Origin of the sequence: Candidatus Formimonas warabiya (genome assembly GCF_002777255.1) — a bacterium.
Taxonomy (GTDB): Bacteria; Bacillota; Dehalobacteriia; order Dehalobacteriales; family Dehalobacteriaceae; genus Formimonas; species Formimonas warabiya.
The window spans coordinates 4,606,398-4,627,434 of the sequence record NZ_CP017634.1 but is presented as its reverse complement, the minus strand read 5'-3'; the positions used below and the strand labels follow the sequence as shown (position 1 = coordinate 4,627,434).

The following is a 21,037-nucleotide window of genomic DNA, read 5'->3' as shown; positions in this document are numbered from 1 at the left end:
TTCTCTTTCACCTCTCTGTTTCCATCCTATCCAAAGATAAGTTTAACTGCAAGACATTTACCCTTTTCTCTCCCAAAATTCCTAAGACCCGGTCTTCCACCCGGCTCTCCACCAGGCCGCGCACCTCTTTTTCCGGCAGGTTTCTCGCCCGGGCTACCCGGGAGACCTGAAAATAAGCTGCTTCCGGGCTGATATGGGGATCCAGGCCGCTGGCGGAAGCAGTAACCAAATCCGCCGGTACCGGTGTGCCGGGGGCCTTTCCATTTTCCCGGCGCACATCTTCCGCCCGTTGGGCGATTTGTGCCAACAAGGCCTTGTTGGTGGGGCCTAAATTGGATCCGGAAGACGCGGCACCATCGTATCCCTTTTGCCCGGCAGCGGAAGGTCTGCCGTGAAAGTATTCCGGCCCGGAAAAGGCCTGCCCGATCAAAACCGACCCTACTGCCTGATTGTTCCGGTATACCAGAGAGCCGTTGGCCTGGGCCGGAAAAATCAATTGGGCCAATGCAGTAACTGCCAGCGGGTAGAGAAGTCCCGTCAGGACAGTCATGATCAGTAAAAGAAAAAATCCTCTTTTCAACTGTGTGATCATCCGCTCAAAACCTCTTTCTTTTTTCTATCCTATCATTCCTGTTGATAGGGACATAGCTTATTTGACTCCTACTATCACCAGAACCAGATCAATTAATTTGATGCCCAGGAAGGGAGCAATTAATCCGCCTAACCCATAAATAAACATATTTCGCCGGAGCAGCACATCCGCCCCCAGCGGCCTGTAGGTCACACCCCGCAAAGCAAGAGGAATCAGCATCACAATAATCAGGGCGTTAAAAATCACAGCCGAAAGGATGGCGCTGTTGGGCGTCGCCAAGCCCATCACATTCAATGCGCCTAATTCAGGATACGTGGTGACAAAAAGGGCCGGGATAATGGCAAAATATTTGGCCACGTCATTGGCAATACTAAAAGTCGTTAAGGACCCTCTGGTCATGAGCAGCTGTTTGCCGATTTCCACAATCTCAATTAATTTTGTGGGATTGCTGTCCAGGTCTACCATATTCCCCGCCTCTTTTGCCGCTTGGGTGCCGCTGTTCATCGCTACCCCTACGTCTGCCTGGGCCAGGGCAGGGGCATCATTGGTGCCGTCCCCGGTCATTGCCACCATGTGGCCTTTTTCTTGATACTCCCGGATTAATTTTAGTTTCGTTTCCGGAGTGGCTTCCGCCAGAAAGTCATCCACCCCGGCCTCTGCGGCAATCGCTGCCGCAGTGAGGGGATTATCTCCGGTAATCATCACCGTTTTAATGCCCATGCGGCGCAGTTCCGCAAAACGTTCCTTGATGCCGCCTTTCACCACGTCTTTGAGGTAAATAACCCCCAATGCCTTAGCTCCTTGAGCCACGACCAGCGGTGTGCCTCCTTTTTTGGCAATTTCTTTTACGGCGCTGTCGACTCCATCCGGCAGGGAGCCTCCTTGAGAAGATAGATACCCTGCAATAGCATCGGCAGCCCCTTTCCGAATTTCCCGTCCCTCCACATTCACCCCACTCATCCGGGTATGGGCGCTGAAGGGAATAAATGTCGCTCCTAGCCCGGCTAAATCCCTTTGACGCAGCCCGTATTTTTCTTTGGCCAAAATCACCACACTCCGGCCCTCAGGGGTTTCATCCGCCAGTGAAGAAAGCTGGGCCGCATCCGCCAATGCTTTCTCCTCGACCCCCGGTGCCGGGATAAACGCCACAGCCACCCGGTTACCCAGGGTAATTGTTCCCGTTTTATCAAGCAAGAGGACATCCACGTCTCCTGCCGCTTCTGCCGCCCTTCCGGACATGGCCAGCACGTTCCGCTTCAAAAGCCGGTCCATGCCCGCAATGCCGATGGCGCTTAACAGGCCCCCGATGGTGGTAGGAATCAGGCAGACCAGCAGGGCCACGAGCACGGTCACGGAAACTTCGGCTTGGGAATAGATGGCAAAAGGTTCCAGGCTTGTTACCACCAGCAAAAAGATGATGGTTAAACCCACCAGTAGGATCGACAAGGCAATCTCATTAGGGGTTCTCTGCCGTTTGGCGCCTTCCACCAGGTGAATCATCCGGTCCAGGAAAGTCTCTCCCGGGTCGGCGGAAATTCGTATTTTGATCCAGTCGGAAAGCACTCTGGTTCCCCCGGTCACAGAACTCCGATCTCCTCCCGACTCCCGGATCACCGGGGCCGACTCCCCGGTAACCGCACTTTCATCGACAGAAGCAATGCCCTCGATCACTTCACCATCTCCGGGGATCGTCTCCCCTGCTTCCACCAGCACCATATCTCCCCGGCGTAATTTTGTGGCAGAAACGATTTCCGTCCCATCACCCACGATTTTTTTGGCATTGGTTTCCCGTCTGGTCTTGCGCAGGGCTTCTGCCTGGGCCTTACCCCGGCCCTCGGCCAGCCCTTCGGCAAAATTGGCAAAAACCACGGTAAACCAGAGCCAGATCGTAATCTGCAGGTTAAACCCTCCATGGTCCATCTGGCCTGTGATGGCATCCCAAATCAGATAGAGCGTGGTTAATGCTGCGCCAATTTCTACTACAAACATCACGGGATTGCGCCACATAGTCCGGGGATTCAGCTTATAAAAGGACTCTTTCACCGCTTGCCAGATCATCGTTTTAGTGATCTTATTGTTTGTTTTCTCTTCCATTTTCGTCACCTCTATTCCTCTTAAAAAACTTTTCCGGCAAACAGGAGCAAGTGCTCAACCAGAGGCCCTAAAGCCAAGGCAGGTAAGAAAGTCAAAGCCCCCACGATCAGCACGGTAATCATCAGCATCACGGCAAAAAACAGGGTATCCGTGCGAAAAGTCCCCGGTCCGGCTGCCACTGTCTTTTTCCCCACCATGCTGCCCGCCACGGCCAGCACCGGTAAAATCACCCCGAAACGACCCAGCAGCATTGCCAAAGCAAGTGTGCCGTTATAAAAAGGGGTATTCACAGAAAGGCCGGCAAAGGCACTGCCATTGTTTCCCGCGGTAGAGGAGTAGGCATAAAGAATTTCACTCAAACCGTGGGGACCTGGATTCAGGATGGAAGAAACCCCCGGCTTGATCACAGCCGCTACCGAGCTGCCGATGAGGATGGTAGCGGCCGGAATCAGGATCGCTAAGACGGCCATCTTCATTTCCCAGGACTCAATTTTTTTACCTAAATACTCCGGGGTCCGGCCTACCATTAAGCCCACCAGGAAAACGGCTAAAATAGCAAAAATCAACATCCCGTACAATCCTGAACCCACACCCCCAAAAATCACTTCTCCCAGCATAATCTGCAGCATCGGCATCAGACCGCCCAGGGGTGTGAAGCTGTCATGCATGGAGTTTACCGCTCCGCAGGAAGCAGCGGTAGTTACCGTGGCAAAAAGGGCCGAGTTTCCCACGCCAAAACGGACTTCTTTGCCTTCCAGCGCCGAAGGTCCTTGAATTTCCAGGGCAGAAACCTGGGGATTGCCCATGATTTCCGCCGCATAACACCCTGCTAATGTGCATAGAAACAACACAACCATGGCAGTAAGGATGGATCTTCCCTGTTTCGTATCCCCTACCATCCGCCCGAAGGTAACGGTCAACCCGGCTGGGATCACCAGAATCGCCAGTATCTCTATAAAATTGGTGAAAGGAGTGGGGTTTTCAAAGGGATGGGCGGAATTGGCATTCAGGAAGCCTCCTCCGTTGGTGCCCAATTCTTTGATGATTTCCTGAGATGCCGCCGGCCCCATGGCGATACTTTGTTTTATTCCTTCCACCGTAGTAAGATGAAGATAAGGAGACAAATTCTGAATCACCCCCTGGGAGACCAGCACCAATGCCCCGATCAGGGAAAGAGGAAGGAGCACATAAAGTACTGATTTGGTCAGGTCCGTCCAGTAATTTCCGATTGTGGCTGCGGAACGCCTGCCCAAACCTCTGGCTAAAGCCACAACCACAGCGATGCCTGTGGCTGCGGAAAGAAAATTATGGACCGCCAATCCTGCCATTTGGGTAAAATAGCTCATGGTGGTTTCTCCGCCGTATGCCTGCCAGTTGGTATTGGTGACAAAGCTTACTGCCGTATTGAAGGCCAGCCAAGGAGATACGCCGCTGAGATTTTGGGGGTTCCAGGGAAAAAAGCCCTGAAAAACCTGAATCAGAAAAGTGAGAAAAATACCCAGGAGATTAAAAATCAACAGGGCTTTGGCATATTCTTTCCAATTCATCTCTTCTTCCGGATCAATTTTCAGTATCCGGTAAATCCACCTTTCTCCCGGCCCGATCACCCGGTCTAAAAATGTGGCTTTTCCCGTATACACTTTAGCCATGAACTCTCCCAACGGCTTAGCGCAAAGAAGAAGCACAGCCAGATAAATGACCATTTGCAAAATGTCCATCCCATATTTTGTAAAGCTATCCATTGTTACAACTCCTCTGCCTTCATTAATGAATAGACCAGGTAAACCAAAATTCCCCCGGCGATCAAACCGCCTAAAACAAACTCCATTTACTTTCCCTCCTGATGACAAACCGTAATTTTTAATTTTCGGATTATTTTTTTTAACATTTGCCCTGCCTGCTGAAACCCGGTTTTCCTTCAAAAGCTTTTTACACTAAGTATCATACATGCAGGTCTGGTTAAAATGGCATCAATAATCAGGCATAGGACATAAAAAAAAGGTCAAGTCCAGGCTCAAAAAACAGCAAAAATGGGATTTTACGTGTACCCCTTAGCCATAAACTCCCTGCCGGCTATGAAATATCATACCCTTAGACTAGGTTAAAAAGTCCCAAAAAAAAGATTCAAACACATAAAAAATACATAAAGAAAAATGGTGCAAAATTCTAAAGGTACAAAAAAAAGTGACCGCAGCCGGTCACGTTAAATTAACCTTATCCTCCATTTTAGTCTACTTTAGTCACTTTCCAAGTTTTTTACAGCTTCTAAATTAGCCAAAACTACCAGCACGTCATTCTTCTCAATCACAGTCTCAGGACGAGGTTCTATCAGAATGTCCTTATTCCTTTTTAATCCATAAACATAAAGGTAATTTTTGGCTCCTTGACGCAACTCTCCCACCGTCTTTCCCACTAATTTAGCCGACGGTTGAATCTCCGCTATCTGAAACTCCTTGGATAATTTAATCTGGTCCACAATATTGTGGGCAGTTAGCATGCTGGCAGTCCGGTATGCCATGTCCCTTTCCGGATAAACAACCTTATCCGCCCCTACCTTTTCCAGGATCGTGCCGTGCAGCTCATTATCGGCTTTCGCCACGATATAGGGCACCTTTAGCTCTTTCAGCAGCACCACAGCCATAATACTGGATTGCATATCCGGACCAAATGCCACAATCACCGCGTCAAAATTTTTGATGCCTAACGATTTGAGGCCTTCACTATCCGTAGCATCCGCTCGAGCCGCTTGCGTAACACGATCGGCAATCCGCCGCACCGCTGCTTCATCGTTATCCACCGCCAAAACATCTTGCCCCAGATTGGCCAGCGTGATCGCCACACTTGACCCAAAACGCCCTAATCCCAGAACCGCATACTGCCTTTTCATTAACTTCCCTCACCTTTATTCATTAGAAAACTTGGCTTGCGCCAAGCCTTTGGCGACGGCGCGCCAGAATTTCTAGCATTGTATTTATACAATGCATAGAAATTCCAGTCCTTTAGGGTAAGCCTTAGTTGCACTTATACTTTCAACCTTTTGAAACATATAAATTCTGAAAGTATTAAAAAACCAGGCCGCTTCAGCCTGGAAAAAGACGCTTTCAACCAAGGTATGCCGGATTTGATCAACACCCTCCTGCACACCTGTCCCTTCCCACGCTTACGAGGTTAGCTGGCGGGCTCGGGCCAGAAGAGATGGCCCTACATACCAAACGGTACGATTAACCCCAACGGTTGGGTCCCCCGTTTCCATACAGGAATTCAGCGACTATTTCCTCACAATGAGCAAATTATAGTCTACAACGGCACCGGATGCAACCGATTAAAAAGATGAGAATCACACGAAAAAAACCAAAAACCTCTTGGTTTCAGGGTTTCACTGTGCCCTTACGAAAGATATCATGTGATTCACCTGTTTTATGCCGTTTTGCTTCCTTTCTTGCCTTTTTGCTCACTCCCCGATGATTTTTACCAGTACCCGTTTTTTTCTTTTGCCGTCAAACTCCCCGTAAAAAATCTGTTCCCAGGGTCCAAAATCTAATTTTCCCCCTGTTACGGCCACGACAACTTCTCTTCCCATCACGCTGCGTTTTAAGTGGGCGTCGGCATTATCTTCAAATCCGTTATGAAAATACTGCTCATAAGGCTTTTCCGGTGCCAATTTTTCCAGAAAATTTTCAAAATCCCTGTGCAGTCCTTTTTCATCGTCGTTAATAAAAACACTGGCCGTAATATGCATGGCATTGCAAAGCAGCAGGCCTTCTTTGATGCCGCTTTCTTTCAAGCAGGACTGGACGTCCGGTGTAATATTAATATACTCTCTGCGCCCCCGGGTTTCGAACCATAATTCCTTCCGGTAGCTCTTCATAGCATCCTTCCTTTCTCACCTGGTTTTGCCAAGGCCAATAATTCGGGAAAATTTCTTACCCGTGCCGGTACATGAAGAAACCTGTCCGACCGGTCCAACAGGAGGGTCCTAAAACCTAGTCTCCCTGGTCCGGCATAATCACATTCAAAATCATCGCCCACAAAAAGGACGGATTCCGGAGCAACCCGGGCTCGTTCAAGAGCCGCCTGGTAGATCCGGGGGTGCGGTTTCCGCCATCCCTCTTTGACGGAGGTAATGACAAACCGGAAATACTGGTCGATGCCGTTTTTTTTCAGCAGTTCCTCAATACCGTTCATCACCGTAAAATTTGAAACCACGCCCAGCTGATAATCCTGAACCAGCTGCCGAAGCACCATTTTTACCTCGTCCTGTACATAACATTTCGCTACATAGTTGGTCCAAAAATTTCGGCACAGCCCATCTCTTATCGCCGATATCCGTGCTCCGGGAGCATCCGGCGCTTTGAGACGAATTACCCGCTCAAACCCCCGGGAAATTTCATGCTCCTGAAACTGAGGAAATTCTTCTCCCATCGTCTTTTTCACCAATTGGTAGTGGCAAAAAAATTCCTCAAAACCTTCCCAAAAATCTTCCCGGCCGGAACCTTGAAAAGCCCATAAAGCATAATCCTTTTGGGCGGGCAGCTGGGTCAGATCAACCAAAGTCTCCATACAGTCAAAAAAAATCCATTGAAAATCCCCCATGTTTCTCATCCTCTACCCGTTGATCATTCCTTTTTCTGATCCATTAATTCTGATCTCCCCCTTGATTATCCTTCTCTTCTAACAGAATTTTTACTTACGAAACCGGCTATTTTTCCTGAAATTTTAACCTTTTGAAACTTATAAACTGTGTAAGTATAAAAAATGAACGTCAAGAGCTTGTCTTTACGTTCATCCATAGTGCCGTATGCAAAAAATTTATATCGTTTAAAATCCCGGGCAGGAATCTTCGATGCAAGAAATAAATCTTCCTCCTTCAAAAGTAACGGGAAAAACTTCTTTGGCCACCACGGCTTCAATAAAATCCCTTTCATCACGGATACCGTCCGGAAAAACTGTGGCGAATCTCCCCACCTTATGTCTTAAATGGGCATCGCTGCCTCCCAGACAGGGTAAATTCAACTCCCGGGAAAGATGATAAGCACGCATGTTATGGGAAAATTCCGTACTGCCGTTAAAGGCTTCTACTGCCCAAAGGTTCCTTAAATCCCGAATATGATCGCCCATGCCTCTATTGTTTTGCCGGTAAGGATGTGAACTGATGGCAACCCCCTTATTTTGGCTGACCAATTCTATCAATTCACAGGCATGCATCTTTTCCTGGGGAAGTCCGGCCAATCCAAAAACGGTCATGTCGCCTTCATAGGTAAGAATCTCCGCTCCTACCAGAATCAAAAATCCTGTTTCTTTTGAAAGCCGTTTCGCCTCATCAGTAATTTCATTACTTTCATGATCCGTGATGCATACCCCGTCCAGGCCCATTTCTCTGGCCCGGGACACGATTTCCTCCAAAGATACGCTGCTGTCCAGAGAATATTTACTCTCATGCAGGTGGGTGTCAATAATCATCATTTTTCCCCATCCTTTTCCAGTCTTTGACAGGATCCGTTTTTCCCATGCTGTAATTATACAGCCGCCTGAAAAGGATGGAAAATCTAAATTATTTATGCAAATTTCTTCTCTCATAAAAATTTTGTATAAAAATCTTCCATCTTTTGATAAACTCCTTCCCAGCTCAAATCCGCAACAGCCTGTTTTATCTCCTCATCTTCCCACACAGCCCCATCTTCCCCGGCAAGGATCTGTTCTTTCACGGTTTCATACAACCGTTCCTCAAAATCAGGCAAATCTTCCTCAAGGGGTATGTCCACATCCTTCAGCCGGGGTAGTTCCACATATTTGACTAACCCGCTGCAATTAATAACCTCTCCCAGATACTCTTTGATACCGGGCAGATCAGTTGTTACCGCCCTGAGTCCGGACGCCAGTGCTTCCATCAGGACCAGGGATAAACCCTCATAAAAGGAGGGGAGGATAAAAATATCACAGTGCCGAAAAATATCCCCTAACTGCTCTTGAGACACGGCTCCATAGAAAAAGATTTTCCCTCCGGTTGCCTGAGCCATCTCTCGAATTTGCCCTTCCTCATTTCCGCTGCCTGAACCGACAAGATGAAGTTCGACGGCAAGTCCCCTTTGATACAGCCTTCGGTATACCTTAATCAGAGAATGGACTCCTTTGGATAAGCTGAGTTTCCCCGCATAAACCAATTTTATCGTTGTGCCGGGAATTTTCTCCGGATCACGGTAAAAAATATGGCTATGGTAACCTGCCCCGGTAACTGCGATCCGGTCTTCCTCAATACCGTAATCCTCCCCAATCGCCTTCTTTTGGAAATTATTTAAAGCGAATACGCCGTCCAGGGTCCGGCATCCCTCAATGGCATAAGAGGCAAACTGTTCTGCCAGCGCCAGCTGCCTTAAACAGGTACCATGGCAAATTCCCACCACAGGTATATTTTGAACCGTTCTCCTGGTTAAAGAAGTGAGCAGCCACAGGTGATGGGAAAGAATTAAATCGGGCTGGAAACTGTCCATCGCTTTCGCCAGGGTTACCTGAAAGGCCCGGCACCACCGGTGAAACATGTCATCGGACAAATCCCGGTATCTCGTGCTCGGGTAGGGCATCACATCACTCATTCCCACGATGGGAAAGGGCAGCATCTCTGTTTGAAATTGGACCGGAAAAAAGGCTGATTTTTGCCCAAGACATTCCTGGTACATGCCAGCCTCTTCCCGGGAAACTCCTGCTATCACAGCCTGCTCATGCCCCTTTTTTGCTCCTAAATCTGCCAGTGCCAAAAGAAAGATGCCGCTGCCTGTCTTCCCTGGTTTTTGGCATAATACTTGGAGAATTCTTGGCATATCTATCCCTTGCTTTCTTTTATCCATGGAAAACAAATTGAACATTGTTTTGCCTATTCCTGCCTGATCATTCTTTTTTTCAAAAAAAATGCCGCCTGGTCATTCTTCAGGCGGCAGAAATATTAGACAATATGGTGCTACGGGAGCATGAAGGTATCATCATATGCATCGTATCAACCTCTACTTCCCTGGCTCTTGTGTTTCAAAATGGCCCAGGTCCAGGCCTTCTTCCAGGTAATTCATCTGGGTGAGACGGTGAAGATTATCCAAGGCCGGTTTATAACCGGGATCTATGGCCAATGCCGCCCGGTACATCTTCCTGGCGTCGCTAAATCTTTTCTTTAGTTCATAAATGGCACCGGCCAAGTTAAAAGGTTCCGGGTGTTCGGGGGAAAATTCAAATGTTCTCTTCAGCATCTCTATTGCTTCGTCAAATTTTCTTTGGGTAATTTTTAATTTGGCCCGTTCTAAACAACTAATCCAATTTTCCCCCGGTACTTCGGCCATTCTTTCCCTCTCTAATATTTTTTTGACCAGCACCCTGATTTCTTCCGGAGTAAATGGCTTTTGCAAATAATCCACCGCTCCCAATTTCATGGCATCCACCGCTGTTTCGATGGTGCCGTGGGCTGTGATCATGGCAACCAGTTGTTCCGGTTTTTTACTCTTGATTCTGCTTAAGACCTCCAGACCGTCTATTCCCGGCAAAAGCATGTCAAGCAGCACCAAGTCAAAACTATTATCGGCGAACTTCTCTATCCCATGTTCCCCGTCAACAGCAGTAAATACCTCATAGCCTGCCGCCTCAAGACAGTCCTCTATTAACATGCGAATGTTTTTTTCGTCATCAACCAAAAGAATCTTGGCTTTCATCACATTTTACCCTCCAGTTTATTGGGAATTTTGAATTTAAAAACGGACCCCTTTTTGCCGTCGGATTCTACCCAGATTGATCCATGATGGGCTTTCACAATCTCTTCAGCTATGGCTAGACCCAAACCGGCATTGCCTCCCGGCCTGCCTTTGATCTGGAAGAATTCATCAAAAATCTTTTCCTGCATTTCTTGGGGAATTCCAGGTCCCAGATCCGCGACCGCGATTTGGATAAACTCTTTTTCTTTATGGGCCGAAATAGTAACAGTACCATCCGGAGGCGAGTATCTTAAGGCATTGGCAATTAAGTTGGACAATACCGAACTGACTTTATCGCTGTCAATTCGTGCTGTCAAATCATCTTCTGCGATGTGCAGCTCAATTTTTTTACCCTCATCGTTGGCTTCCATTTTAAAAGTGTTGACGATGTGCGTAATTAAATCAGCTAGGTTAACAGGCCCTAATTTTAATTCCAGCTTGTTCATTTTCCATTTTGACAGTTCAAGGAGCCCGTTTACTAAACGATTCAGACGTACCGTTTCTTCTGTCAGAGCATCAATGATGTTTTTTTCTTTCTTGTTTGCGATACGTTCATTGAGCATCTCAATGCCCAGCAGCATGGAGGTAAGAGGAGTTTTTAACTCATGGGAAATCTTTGAGATCATTTCAGTTTTTAACTGATCGATCTCTTTGAACTGGGTGATATCCCTGATCACCAGCAAATATTGGGCATCTTCCATATCCTGGGGAGTTAATTTAATTAATTCAATGGTATAAAAGAGTTTATGATTTGCATCTAAGGGAATAGCATTTTCCAGATTTACACTTTCCCCAGCATCTTCCTCAAGATTTAGGGACTTTAAAACGTCGTATTCACCTCTTTCTTTGAGTTCCCGCGCCAAGGCTAATTTAAATAACCGCCTTGCCCCAGAACTTTTTACAACTTCAAACAAGTTTACATTCCCGGTCTGATCCTGATCTGTGTTTAAAATCTCTCCTGCCTTGGGATTTATTGTTAAAATGTTAAATTGATGATCCGTTACAATAATGCCATCTGTGATGACGTTGATAATTGAGGCCAGCTTTTTTTCCTGGGCGAGCAATTTTTGTACATGATTGAGTTCTTTTTGCTGCAGCTTTTCCGACATTTCATTAAAGTCCATGGTTAATTTGCCAATTTCATCTTTAGAAAAAAGCTCCAGCCTGGCCCCAAGTTCCCCTTGTGCTGTTTTTTTCATCACTTCCGAGAGCGCTTTTGCCGGCCGAATAATGGTTTTAAACTGATTGGCCGCTAAGGCTAATGCAGAGAATACCGCCACCAATGCGGCTAACAGAACAACCATGGTAGCCTGCCTGGTTGTAGCCAGTGACTGGTTAATCTTTTGGAACATGGTCCTATTATTTATTTCCGCCAGGTTTTGCAGTTGTTTACGCAATGATTTAAACTGGGGATCAATCGCGGAAAAATATAGATCTTCCGCCTCTGCGTGATTCCCTGCCTTTTGATTATTCATCAACTGGTCATTTAAGCGGTCATAGTCATGATAAGCAGCGTCAATGCCTAAAATAATCTGATCTTCGTGAGGAACGGTAATGTTGTTGGATGCTACCACAAACCATTTTTTGAATTCACTTTTTGCATCATTTATCATTTGAAGAGCTTTATCTTCATGCTTTAACAAAAGAATGAGCTGGGCACTATCTTGACGTTCGATAGCGCCAATCATATTTTGGGCTGCTACCACACTTTTATAATTGTCCTCGGTGAGATCAATGGTGTTGGATACTAATTTGTCAAAATTAAATATGGCCCAAATACCGGCTAAAAGACTCAATAATACCAGAAATAAATAACCCAGGGTTATCTTTTGCTTAAGACTGGCCAACTTTTAAACCACCTTAATCCCCGCACCTGATGTATTATACACTGCATTGTAGCACTATTCTCTGTCAAAACGTCGTTAATAATTACACCTCAAAGCATAAAAAAAACGTAAAATCTCCTTAGCCAAATCCCAGATGTCCCATGATACTTCTCAAAAATATATTGACCAATTCTCTTCAGATATTTATAATATGAGTGAAATCAATAAGGTAAACAGGTGCCCATAAGGGATAAAAGGGAATCAGGTGCAACTCCTGAACGGTCCCGCCACTGTAACGCAGAACTCCTGCACAAACCACTGTTCTTCTTCAGGAGAATGGGAAGGCGCAGGCAAGTAATGAAGCGTGAGTCAGGAAACCTGCCTGTTTATCGGTAAAAGTCCTCCGGGAGAGAGGATGCTCACCTAGGGATGATGGTAAAGTCCTTAGCCGTAATTCGTTATGGCTGAGGGCTTTTTATTTTTCACCAAAACAATCAAATCAAGGAGGAGTTTTAAAATGCAAGAAATGACCGCATCAATGGAAGAAAGCAGAAAATTTGGCCGTATGGATACCAAGGCTCTCGTGGGGGCGGTTTTTTTAGGCATCGTATTTGTGCTCGTGCAGCAGGTCGCCCACCGGATTGACGCTATGATTAATCCGTCCTGCGTGATTATTGGCGGTGTGACATGGGCCATCTTTACCGGACTGGTGGTATTGCTCTTCAAGCAGCCCGCAGGGCTGATTACCTCGGAAGTACAAGCGCTGGTAGCCGTGGCCTCCGGACTTTCCCCCCTGGCCCCCTTCTTTATTCCGGCGAACGGCCTGGCCTCCCTGGGCTACTCCCTCGTAGCCTGGAAGCTTTCCATGGATAAGTGGTCCCACCATTTGCTCGCCCAGATTGTGAGCAATATATTAGGCAACATTTGTGTTGGCATCGGTTTAAGCGTCATTCTGCACCTGCCCATGCCGGTAATCTTGATTGCTTCCGGAATCACCACCCTGGCAGGGATCATCGGCGGCACCGTCTTTACCAAAATTATTTACGACAACGTGAAGAAATCCGGCGTTATTTAAAAGATTTTGTTCTGGAGGAATGACCGTGAAACAGGATTGGAGAGAATTTTTAGCCGACTTTGAAGAGTCTCATCCTCATGACGTTTTACATATTGAGCAGGAGTTAAAGCCTCAATACGAACCAACTGCTTTAATCATGGAATTGGACCGGCAAAAGAGCTATCCGGTGGTCTATTTTCATAAAATCGCCGGATCGGAGTTTCCGGTCATTGCCAACACCATCGCCACCAGGGAACGGCTGGCTTTAGGCATCGCCGTGCCGGAAGGGCAGCTTCCTACTGCTTTTTCCGAAAAAATTAAGAAAGCGATTGCACCCGAAGTTGGTGAGAATCCCCCTTTCAAAGAAAATATTTTGGCCGGAGAGGAACTGGACCTGACGAAACTGCCGATCCTGACCCATTTCCCCATTGATGCCGGCCCTTATGTCACCGCGGGTCTGGTTACCGCCAAAGACCCGGAATCAGGAGCCGATACCTGCGGCTACCACCGCATGCAATTTAAAAGTAAAAACAAATTATCCGTGAGTCTCCATTCCCGCCAGCGCCTGTGGGAATACCACCGCCGGGCGGCAAGAACCGGCAAAAACCTGGAGGCGGCCGTCGTATTGGGCGTCCATCCCGCTATTTCCCTGGGTTCCATGGCTCTGGTCCCCTATGATCAGGGAAAATTCGCCCGCATGGGCGGTCTTTTCGGCGCACCCATGCAGATTGCCCGATGCAGCACCATTGATGTGGAAGTGCCTTACTGGGCGGAGATTGTCATTGAAGGAGAAATCCTGGCCGACACCCACGAACCGGAGGGACCCTTTGCCGAGTTCACCAATTACGCCTGTTACCGCAGCACGGAAAATGTCTTTATCCCCAGGGCCATTCATTATCGCCCCAATGCCCGCTACCAGTGCATTACCCCGGGCATGTGCGCGGAGCATAATGTGATCGTGGCCGTACAGAGAGAAGGCGATGTGATCAGGGCTTTAAAAGAAACCCTGCCCAATATCAAAGACGTCCATGCTCCTTTATCCGCCTGCGGCCTGTTCCACTGCTATATTTCCCTGAAAAAGATTGCGGAAGGGCAGCCCATGCAGGCCATCCTCTCCGCCTTTGCCGTAGACCACAACCTGAAGATGGTGGTAGTGGTGGACGAAGACGTGGATGTTTTCAACGAGGCTCAGGTGCTCTGGGCCATTGCCACCCGGGTCCAGGCGGACCGGGATGTGATGATTGTCCCCCAGCACCAGGGCATGGGGTGCACCTTAGACCCATCCAGCGACGGACTGAGCCGCACCGCCAAAATGGGCATCGACGCCACCAAACCTTTATCCGGTTATGCCAAGAGCATCGCTCCAGACCCGGCAGCAACTGTACGGATGCGGGAACTATTGAAAAACCTAACACGTTGACGAGGGGATCTCCCATGGCAAATTTACTGGATATAAAAATTGACAGTTTGTGTTTTCCTGGAACAGGGGAACCGGTGCTGAAGAATATTAACCTGCCGGTCGCTGCGGGAGAATTTATTGTCCTGGCCGGGCCTTCCGGTGCCGGCAAGTCCGTTCTTTTAAGCTGCCTGGCCGGTGTGATTCCCCTTTACAAAAAAGCCCGCCTGCACGGAGCTATTCAGTACCGGGGCCAATCTATCACCCGTCTTCCTGAGCTGGCGGGGAAAATCGGTCTGGTGACGGATAATCCCCAAAACCAGCTTTTCTGTACTACTGTAGAGGAGGACCTGGCCTTCGGCCCCTGCAGCATGCTCCTGCCACCGGAGGATGTCCGCCGGCGCATCAAAGACGCCCTGGATTTTGTCTTCCTTCCCGGCTACCAACCGCGCAAACCGGAAACCCTGTCCGGGGGAGAAATGCAGCGGGTAGTGCTGGCTTCGGTACTGGCCATGAACCCGGAGATACTTCTTTTGGACCGGCCCGCCGATCAACTGGACCCCAAGGGGAGAAAAGAGATCTATCAAAGGCTGCACCGGCTGAGCAAGGTGCAGGGAAAAACCATCATCGTCATTGAAGAAACCTGGGAGGACGTGATGCCTCTGGCCGATCGTTTCTGGGGCTTAAACCAGGGAAATTTGGTTTATGACCTGCCCAACACAAAAACGGTGACCATCTCATCTTTGCGGGAAAAATGGGGTCCGGTCAAAGGAATGCCCAAAACCGGGCCGAAGGCTGTTCCTGTCCAGGAATACCGGTCCGACGCCCTGCCTGCTCTGGAGGTGCGGGATCTTTATCTCCGGTACGAAAACGGGGGATTTGCCCTCCACAATCTGACCTTGAACATCTGCCCCGGAGAATTTGTCGCCCTGATGGGAGAAAACGGCGCGGGAAAAACCACTCTGACCAAGACCTTTAACGGACTTCTCCGCCCGCAGAAGGGAAGCGTAACTGTCAACGGCCTGGACACCCAACAGCACACCACAGCCCAACTGTCCCTTCATCTCGGTTACCTCTTTCAAAATCCCTTGATGCAGGTTTGCTGCAACTCAGTGGAAGAAGAAATCGCCTTTGCCTTGAAAGTAAAGAAATATCCCAAGGATCAGATTGCCGCCATCGTCAAAAAAACCATCCAGGAATTCGGCCTGGAACAGGCCGCCTCCCTCCACCCCTATCGGCTTTCCCGGGGGATGCTGCAGAAAGCGGCCCTGGCCTCCGTTCTGGTCGCCAACCCCGGCATTCTCGTGGTAGACGAGCCTACTTCGAATATGAGTTACGAGGAAGCCCGGGACGCCCTGGAAATCATTGACCGCTACAATAAAAAAGGCACCACGGTGATTATGATCACCCATCACCTAAAATTTGCCCTGGAATTTTGCCGCCGTTTCCTTGTGATGAAAAACGGAGGTTTAATTCTTGATACAGATACCGGTTCTCTGGCCCATCATCAGGAAATCTTCGCTGATTTAGGCTTCGCTTTGCCTGAAATATCCGGTCGAGGTGGGAACAAACATGAAACTGCTCTTGGGTTATAAAAATAACAATTCTTTCATGCACCGGCTGGACCCCCGGATTAAACTCTTGTGGCTGGCGGGAAATCTTCTCATCATCATTTTCTTCCAGAAAGCCTGGATCCTTTTGTTATGCCTGGGACTGGTCTTAGTCACCAGCCGGCTGGCCGGCATTTCTCTCAAAGAATTCAGTCCCCTGGCAAAAATCCTCAGTGTGATCGGTGTACAGATCATCATTCTCCAGGCCCTGCTTTATCACCAGGGTCCCGTTATTTTCCGGATCATCGGACTAAACATCTACCTGGGCGGACTTCTCTTAGGGATCAGATCCCTGCTTCTCCTCTTAAACCTGGCCCTGTTCTGCCTCCAGTTCACTCTGTGGACAGCTCCGGAAGAATTAACCCTGCTCCTGGTTAAGTTACGCTTGCCCCCCAAATATGCTGTGCTGGTAGGCCTGGCCCTGCATTTTCTTCCGGTGATGGAAAAAGATTTAACCGCCATCTACGAAAGCCAGCAAGCCCGGGGATTGGAACTCTCCACCTTTTTCCAAAAGGTGAAAGGTCTCCTGCCGGTGATGCTGCCCCTGATTCTAAAGGCATTGAAGCGGAGTGGAGAAGTGGCCCTGGCTATGGAGCTGAAGGGATATACCCTTTATCCTCAGCGCACCTTTTTGCAGACCATCGCTTTCACGAAGCTGGATTACACGGCAGGTACTTTAATCTGTGCCTTTTTTGGCTTGATCGCATATATGGGCATCCGCTAGCATGATCATAAGGGGCGGAATTTCAGGTTTTCGGGATAATTTTTATCATTATTTATAAAAAGGATGATCACGATGTTTCAAATTGGTATTGACATGGGAGGAACCTTTACAGATTTTGTGGCCGCCTCCCGGGAAGAAACCAAAATCTTAAAAATACCTACCGACGCCGCTAATCCCCTGCACGTGCTGGTACAGGGGCTGGAACAGCTGGCGGCAGGTTTCGGCCTGGGCTTGGAAGAGTTCTTAGGGCAAACAGACAAATTTGTCCACGGCACCACGGCCGCCATCAACGCACTGCTGCAGAGAAAGGGGGCCAAAACCGCCCTGCTCGCCACGGCAGGCTTCCGGGACGCCCTGGAAATCCGCCGGTCCCAACTGCCCAACCAGTGGGACTTAAGAGTGCCCCTGCCTCCCGTCCTTGTCCCCCGGCACCTGCGCTTCGGCGTCCGGGAAAGGATCGATTACAAAGGGGACGTGCTGATTCCCCTGGATCTGGACCACCTGTCCGGCATTGTTGATCAATTAAAAAAGGAAGAGGTGGAAGCGGTTGCCTGCTGCCTCCTCTTTTCGTTTCACAACCCGGCTCATGAAAGAAAGGTAAAAGCCTACCTGGAAGAACACCTGCCAGGCGTCTATGTCACCGTCTCCTCCGATGTGGCCCCCAAAATCAAAGATTACGAGCGTACCTCCACCACGGTGCTTAATGCTTACCTGGGTCCTCTGCTTTCCGGCTACCTGGATCAATTAGCCCGCTGCCTGGTGGATAAAGGGCTGAATAAGAAACTGTTTCTCATGCAGAATAACGGGGGTTTAAGCGATGCCGCCGCCACCAAAAATTCTCCCGTCAAGGTGCTCATGTCCGGACCGGCCGGAGGCGCTTTGGGCGGCCAGGCGCTGGCCCAAAGGCTAGGTTTTTCCAACCTGGTCCTGGCCGATATGGGAGGCACCAGCTTTGACGTAAGCCTGGTCACGGCGGGAGAAAATCATCTGACGCCGGAAAGCGAAATCGAAGGTTACCCGGTGCTGCTGCCCATGATCCAGATCAAATCCATCGGCGCCGGCGGGGGAAGCATCGCCTGGGCGGACGGGGCCGGTACCCTGAAAGTGGGGCCCCAAAGTGCCGGGGCTGTGCCCGGCCCTGCTTGCTACGGTCGGGGAGGAGAAGAACCGACGGTGACGGATGCCGCTCTGGTCTTAGGGATGCTGAACCCCCGTCATTTTTTGGCCGGCAGCCTGAAACTGGACCCGGAAAAGTCCCGCCGTGTGATTGATGAGAAAATTGCAGAGCCTTTGGGCCTGACCATAGAAAACGCCGCCCTGGCCATTTACCGGGTGGCCGTCTCCCTGATGACCGATGCCGTGCACCTGATGACGGTACAAAAGGGCTTAGACCCGAGAGAATTTGCCCTGCTGGCCGCGGGAGGGGCTTCCCCTCTCTTTGCGGGAGAAATCGCCCGGGGACTGGGCATAGAGACCATCCTGGTGCCGGCCCATTCTTCCCTCTTCTGCGCCGAGGGGATGCTTCTGGCCGGAGTCAAGCATGACAAAGTGAAAAGTATCCTGGCCCCGGTGGATGAAATCCCCATGGAAGAATTAGAAAAACACTTCCGGGATCTGAAGGAGGAAGCCGGGAAAGAATTAAGCCGCCAGGGCGTGCCCCAAGAAAAGCACTGCTTTGAGGTGGTGCTGGAAATGAAATATTCCGGCCAGCATCATGAAATTTCCCTTTCCCTACCTGAGGGAAAAGGGGAAATAGCGCCGGAAACCATCAAAAGTGCTTTTCACCTGACCCATGACCGGCTTTTTGGTTATGATCAACCGGAAAAGCCCTGTGAAATCGTGAATATCCGGGTCACGGCCAGAGAAATCTCTCTGGACCGGGGACCGCTCCCGTCCCGTGCGCTTGCTCCAGATGCCGGGAAAGTTAGATCCCAAAGACCGGTGTATTGGGATGAGAATTTAGGCTACACAACGATTCCCGTGATTGCCGGAGACGCCTTCCCAGCCGGAGAAACCGTCTCCGGACCGGTGATCATTGAGACCGCCTATACCACCATCCTGGTCAGTCCGGACGATCAGGCCGCCTATGACAGCCAAAAAAACCTGATCATCACGAAAGGAGGGACCCCTCGTGCCTAACACCGAAAGCACCCAGGTACAAGATGTCATCTTACGCTCCGTCATCGCCCACCGGCTGGATGTGATTGCCACGGAAATGGGCGTCGCCCTGGAGCGCTCCTCCCGCTCCCCCATTTTTGCCGAGGCCTGCGATTTTGCCTGCGGCATCTGCAGCGGAGAGGGGGATCTGGTGTCCCAGCTAAACGGCATCCCCATCCTGGCCGCCGCCGGTTCCTTCAGCGTGCGGGCTGTACTGGAAAAATACCGGGGGAATATTGGGGAGGGAGATGTCTTTATCATCAATGACCCTTATTGGGGCGGCAACCACCTGCCCGATATCGGTATCATCACCCCCGTATTCTATGAAAACGAGTTAATGTTTTTTGCCGTAAGCCGGGCCCATCACGGGGATATCGGCGGCTCCACGGCAGGGAGCTACAACCCGAAAGCCACGGAAATTTTTCAGGAGGGCGTGCGCATTCCTCCCCTGAAGCTGTTTTCCCAGGGAAAGCTGATTTCTGAGGTGATGGACCTGATCACCTATAACACCCGGAACCCGGACATGATCAAAAGCGATCTTCTGGCCCAGATGGGGGCCAATCAAATCGGCAAGCAGCGTATTACAGCCCTGTGCGCGAAATATACCAACAGGACCATCCAAGCTGTGATCAAGGAACTGCTGGACCGGGGAGAGTACCTGGTGCGCCGGGAGGTAGCCAAAATTCCTGACGGCACCTACACAGGCATAGAATATTTGGATGATGACGGCTTTCAGGAAGACCCCATTAAAATCCAGGTTGCCGTAATTGTTAAGGGAGAAACCATTACCGTAGATTTCACCGGCACCGATGCTCAAGTGAAAGGTTTCGTCAACAGCTCCCTGGTGACAAGTTCCACCGCCGCATACATTGCCGTGCTCTGGGGCCTCTCCCCGGAAATACCCCGAAACAGCGGGGCCTTCCGGGCCATTCAGATCGTTGCCCCCAAGGGAACGGTGGTGAATCCGCATGCCCCGGCACCCATGACCCTGTGCACCTTGCATCCGGCGGGGGAGATCATTTCCGCCGTCTTTAAAGCCCTGGCCCAAATCATGCCGGACCGGATTCCCGCCGGCTTTGGCCGGTACTGCGGACCCTCTTTTTACGGCATCGACCCGAGAAACGATCAGTTTTACGTAGGGTTTGCCTTCTGCTGCCTGGGTTCCGGGGGCGCCCTGGCAGGGATGGACGGCAGGCCTTACATGAGCCCTATCTCCAATTACGGCGGGGTGCGCACGCCGAATATTGAGGTAAACGAAGTGCAGTATCCCCATACCACCCTGTGCCATGAAATGGAGCCGGATACGGCCGGAGCGGGAAAATTCCGGGGCGGCCCGGGGATCCGCTACCAGATCCGTTTTTCCAGCCCGGCCGAGATCGTCATGTTCGGAGACGGCAAAAAGATCCCCCCTTACGGTCTGGCCGGAGGACATACGGGCAGTGCCAACCGGCCCATCCTGGAATATCAGGACGGCAGGCAAGTATTCCTCGGCACCAAAGAACTGCCCAGAAAGGTTCAGGCCGGCGACTCCCTCACCCTCATTTCTTCCGGGGGCGGGGGCTGGGGCAGCCCCAAGGAACGGGACCGGGACAAGGTGCGGGAGGATTATCGAAATGGCCTGATTTCCGAAAAAACCGCAAAAGATGTGTATGGGGTCGATTTGGATGAATAGGCCGGAATAACTTTGAATAAAAAAGTCGCTTACGCGACTTTAAGGATCAGGCTTTAGGTGACAGGTTTCCGGGATTCCTAAAGCTTACTTGATGATACCCATAAGGAACCCATCAGATCAAGCGGCCAGCAGAACGAGACGAGCATGAGGCCGACAGCGGGTCCCACTGCAGGACGCAGTGGGTC

17 protein-coding genes and 2 riboswitches are annotated in these 21,037 nt (G+C 49.9%); of the genes, 6 read left to right on the top strand and 11 right to left on the bottom strand.

Annotated features, from left to right (window positions below; genetic code table 11):
* Window positions 1-7: 7 nt before the first annotated feature.
* The 11 genes from kdpC to DCMF_RS20910 form a co-directional block, all read right to left on the bottom strand.
* Window positions 8-592: a potassium-transporting ATPase subunit KdpC gene (gene kdpC / locus DCMF_RS20960; protein WP_148136228.1), complete on the bottom strand. Its 585-nt coding sequence runs from the start codon at window positions 590-592 to the stop codon at window positions 8-10.
* Window positions 593-649: 57 nt separating this feature from the next.
* Window positions 650-2,686 carry a potassium-transporting ATPase subunit KdpB gene (gene kdpB / locus DCMF_RS20955; RefSeq protein ID WP_148138014.1) on the bottom strand — a complete coding sequence of 679 codons (2,037 nt, stop codon included), beginning with the start codon at window positions 2,684-2,686 and terminating at the stop codon, window positions 650-652.
* Window positions 2,687-2,706: 20 nt separating this feature from the next.
* Entirely contained in the window at window positions 2,707-4,428 is a 1,722-nt protein-coding gene (kdpA, locus tag DCMF_RS20950; protein ID WP_148136227.1) for a potassium-transporting ATPase subunit KdpA, read from the bottom strand.
* Between the two features lie 2 nt (window positions 4,429-4,430).
* Window positions 4,431-4,514 carry a potassium-transporting ATPase subunit F gene (locus DCMF_RS30530; RefSeq protein WP_148138013.1) on the bottom strand — a complete coding sequence of 28 codons (84 nt, stop codon included), beginning with the start codon at window positions 4,512-4,514 and terminating at the stop codon, window positions 4,431-4,433.
* Window positions 4,515-4,922: 408 nt separating this feature from the next.
* On the bottom strand, window positions 4,923-5,573 hold the full coding sequence (locus tag DCMF_RS20940) for a potassium channel family protein (RefSeq protein WP_148136226.1): 651 nt from the start codon (window positions 5,571-5,573) through the stop codon (window positions 4,923-4,925).
* 255 nt (window positions 5,574-5,828) lie between these two features.
* A riboswitch (cyclic di-AMP (ydaO/yuaA leader) is annotated at window positions 5,829-5,963 on the bottom strand.
* Between the two features lie 174 nt (window positions 5,964-6,137).
* The gene (locus tag DCMF_RS20935) at window positions 6,138-6,554 is read right to left on the bottom strand and encodes a secondary thiamine-phosphate synthase enzyme YjbQ (RefSeq protein WP_148136225.1); all 417 of its coding nucleotides are present in this window, start codon (window positions 6,552-6,554) and stop codon (window positions 6,138-6,140) included.
* A complete protein-coding gene (locus tag DCMF_RS20930) occupies window positions 6,551-7,279 on the bottom strand; it encodes an HAD family hydrolase (protein ID WP_214658788.1) in 729 nt (242 codons plus the stop codon). Before DCMF_RS20930 ends, DCMF_RS20935 begins: the two co-directional genes overlap by 4 nt.
* A gap of 225 nt (window positions 7,280-7,504) precedes the next feature.
* Window positions 7,505-8,149, bottom strand: a complete 645-nt coding sequence (locus DCMF_RS20925; RefSeq protein WP_236860080.1) for a PHP-associated domain-containing protein — start codon at window positions 8,147-8,149, stop codon at window positions 7,505-7,507.
* 110 nt (window positions 8,150-8,259) lie between these two features.
* Entirely contained in the window at window positions 8,260-9,546 is a 1,287-nt protein-coding gene (locus tag DCMF_RS20920; protein WP_148136223.1) for a glycosyltransferase family 4 protein, read from the bottom strand.
* Window positions 9,547-9,681: 135 nt separating this feature from the next.
* On the bottom strand, window positions 9,682-10,374 hold the full coding sequence (locus DCMF_RS20915) for a sigma-54-dependent transcriptional regulator (RefSeq protein ID WP_236860358.1): 693 nt from the start codon (window positions 10,372-10,374) through the stop codon (window positions 9,682-9,684).
* Window positions 10,374-12,260: a HAMP domain-containing sensor histidine kinase gene (locus DCMF_RS20910; RefSeq protein WP_148136221.1), complete on the bottom strand. Its 1,887-nt coding sequence runs from the start codon at window positions 12,258-12,260 to the stop codon at window positions 10,374-10,376. Before DCMF_RS20910 ends, DCMF_RS20915 begins: the two co-directional genes overlap by 1 nt.
* Before the next feature lie 197 nt (window positions 12,261-12,457).
* Window positions 12,458-12,639, top strand: a riboswitch (cobalamin riboswitch).
* Between the two features lie 117 nt (window positions 12,640-12,756).
* On the opposite strand from DCMF_RS20910, the gene DCMF_RS20905 reads away from it, so the two are divergent.
* The 6 genes from DCMF_RS20905 (at window position 12,757) to DCMF_RS20880 (ending at window position 20,852) form a co-directional block, all read left to right on the top strand.
* Window positions 12,757-13,314 carry a hypothetical protein gene (locus DCMF_RS20905; protein WP_236860079.1) on the top strand — a complete coding sequence of 186 codons (558 nt, stop codon included), beginning with the start codon at window positions 12,757-12,759 and terminating at the stop codon, window positions 13,312-13,314.
* A gap of 25 nt (window positions 13,315-13,339) precedes the next feature.
* Window positions 13,340-14,713: a UbiD family decarboxylase gene (locus DCMF_RS20900; RefSeq protein WP_148136220.1), complete on the top strand. Its 1,374-nt coding sequence runs from the start codon at window positions 13,340-13,342 to the stop codon at window positions 14,711-14,713.
* A 14-nt stretch (window positions 14,714-14,727) separates the two neighbouring features.
* The gene (locus tag DCMF_RS20895) at window positions 14,728-16,284 is read left to right on the top strand and encodes an ABC transporter ATP-binding protein (protein WP_148136219.1); all 1,557 of its coding nucleotides are present in this window, start codon (window positions 14,728-14,730) and stop codon (window positions 16,282-16,284) included.
* Entirely contained in the window at window positions 16,262-17,023 is a 762-nt protein-coding gene (locus DCMF_RS20890; protein ID WP_148136218.1) for an energy-coupling factor transporter transmembrane component T family protein, read from the top strand. Before DCMF_RS20895 ends, DCMF_RS20890 begins: the two co-directional genes overlap by 23 nt.
* 72 nt (window positions 17,024-17,095) lie before the next feature.
* Window positions 17,096-19,162 carry a hydantoinase/oxoprolinase family protein gene (locus tag DCMF_RS20885; RefSeq protein ID WP_214658787.1) on the top strand — a complete coding sequence of 689 codons (2,067 nt, stop codon included), beginning with the start codon at window positions 17,096-17,098 and terminating at the stop codon, window positions 19,160-19,162.
* A complete protein-coding gene (locus tag DCMF_RS20880; protein ID WP_148136216.1) occupies window positions 19,155-20,852 on the top strand; it encodes a hydantoinase B/oxoprolinase family protein in 1,698 nt (565 codons plus the stop codon). The genes DCMF_RS20885 and DCMF_RS20880 overlap by 8 nt, the downstream gene beginning before the upstream one ends.
* Window positions 20,853-21,037 lie beyond the last annotated feature (185 nt).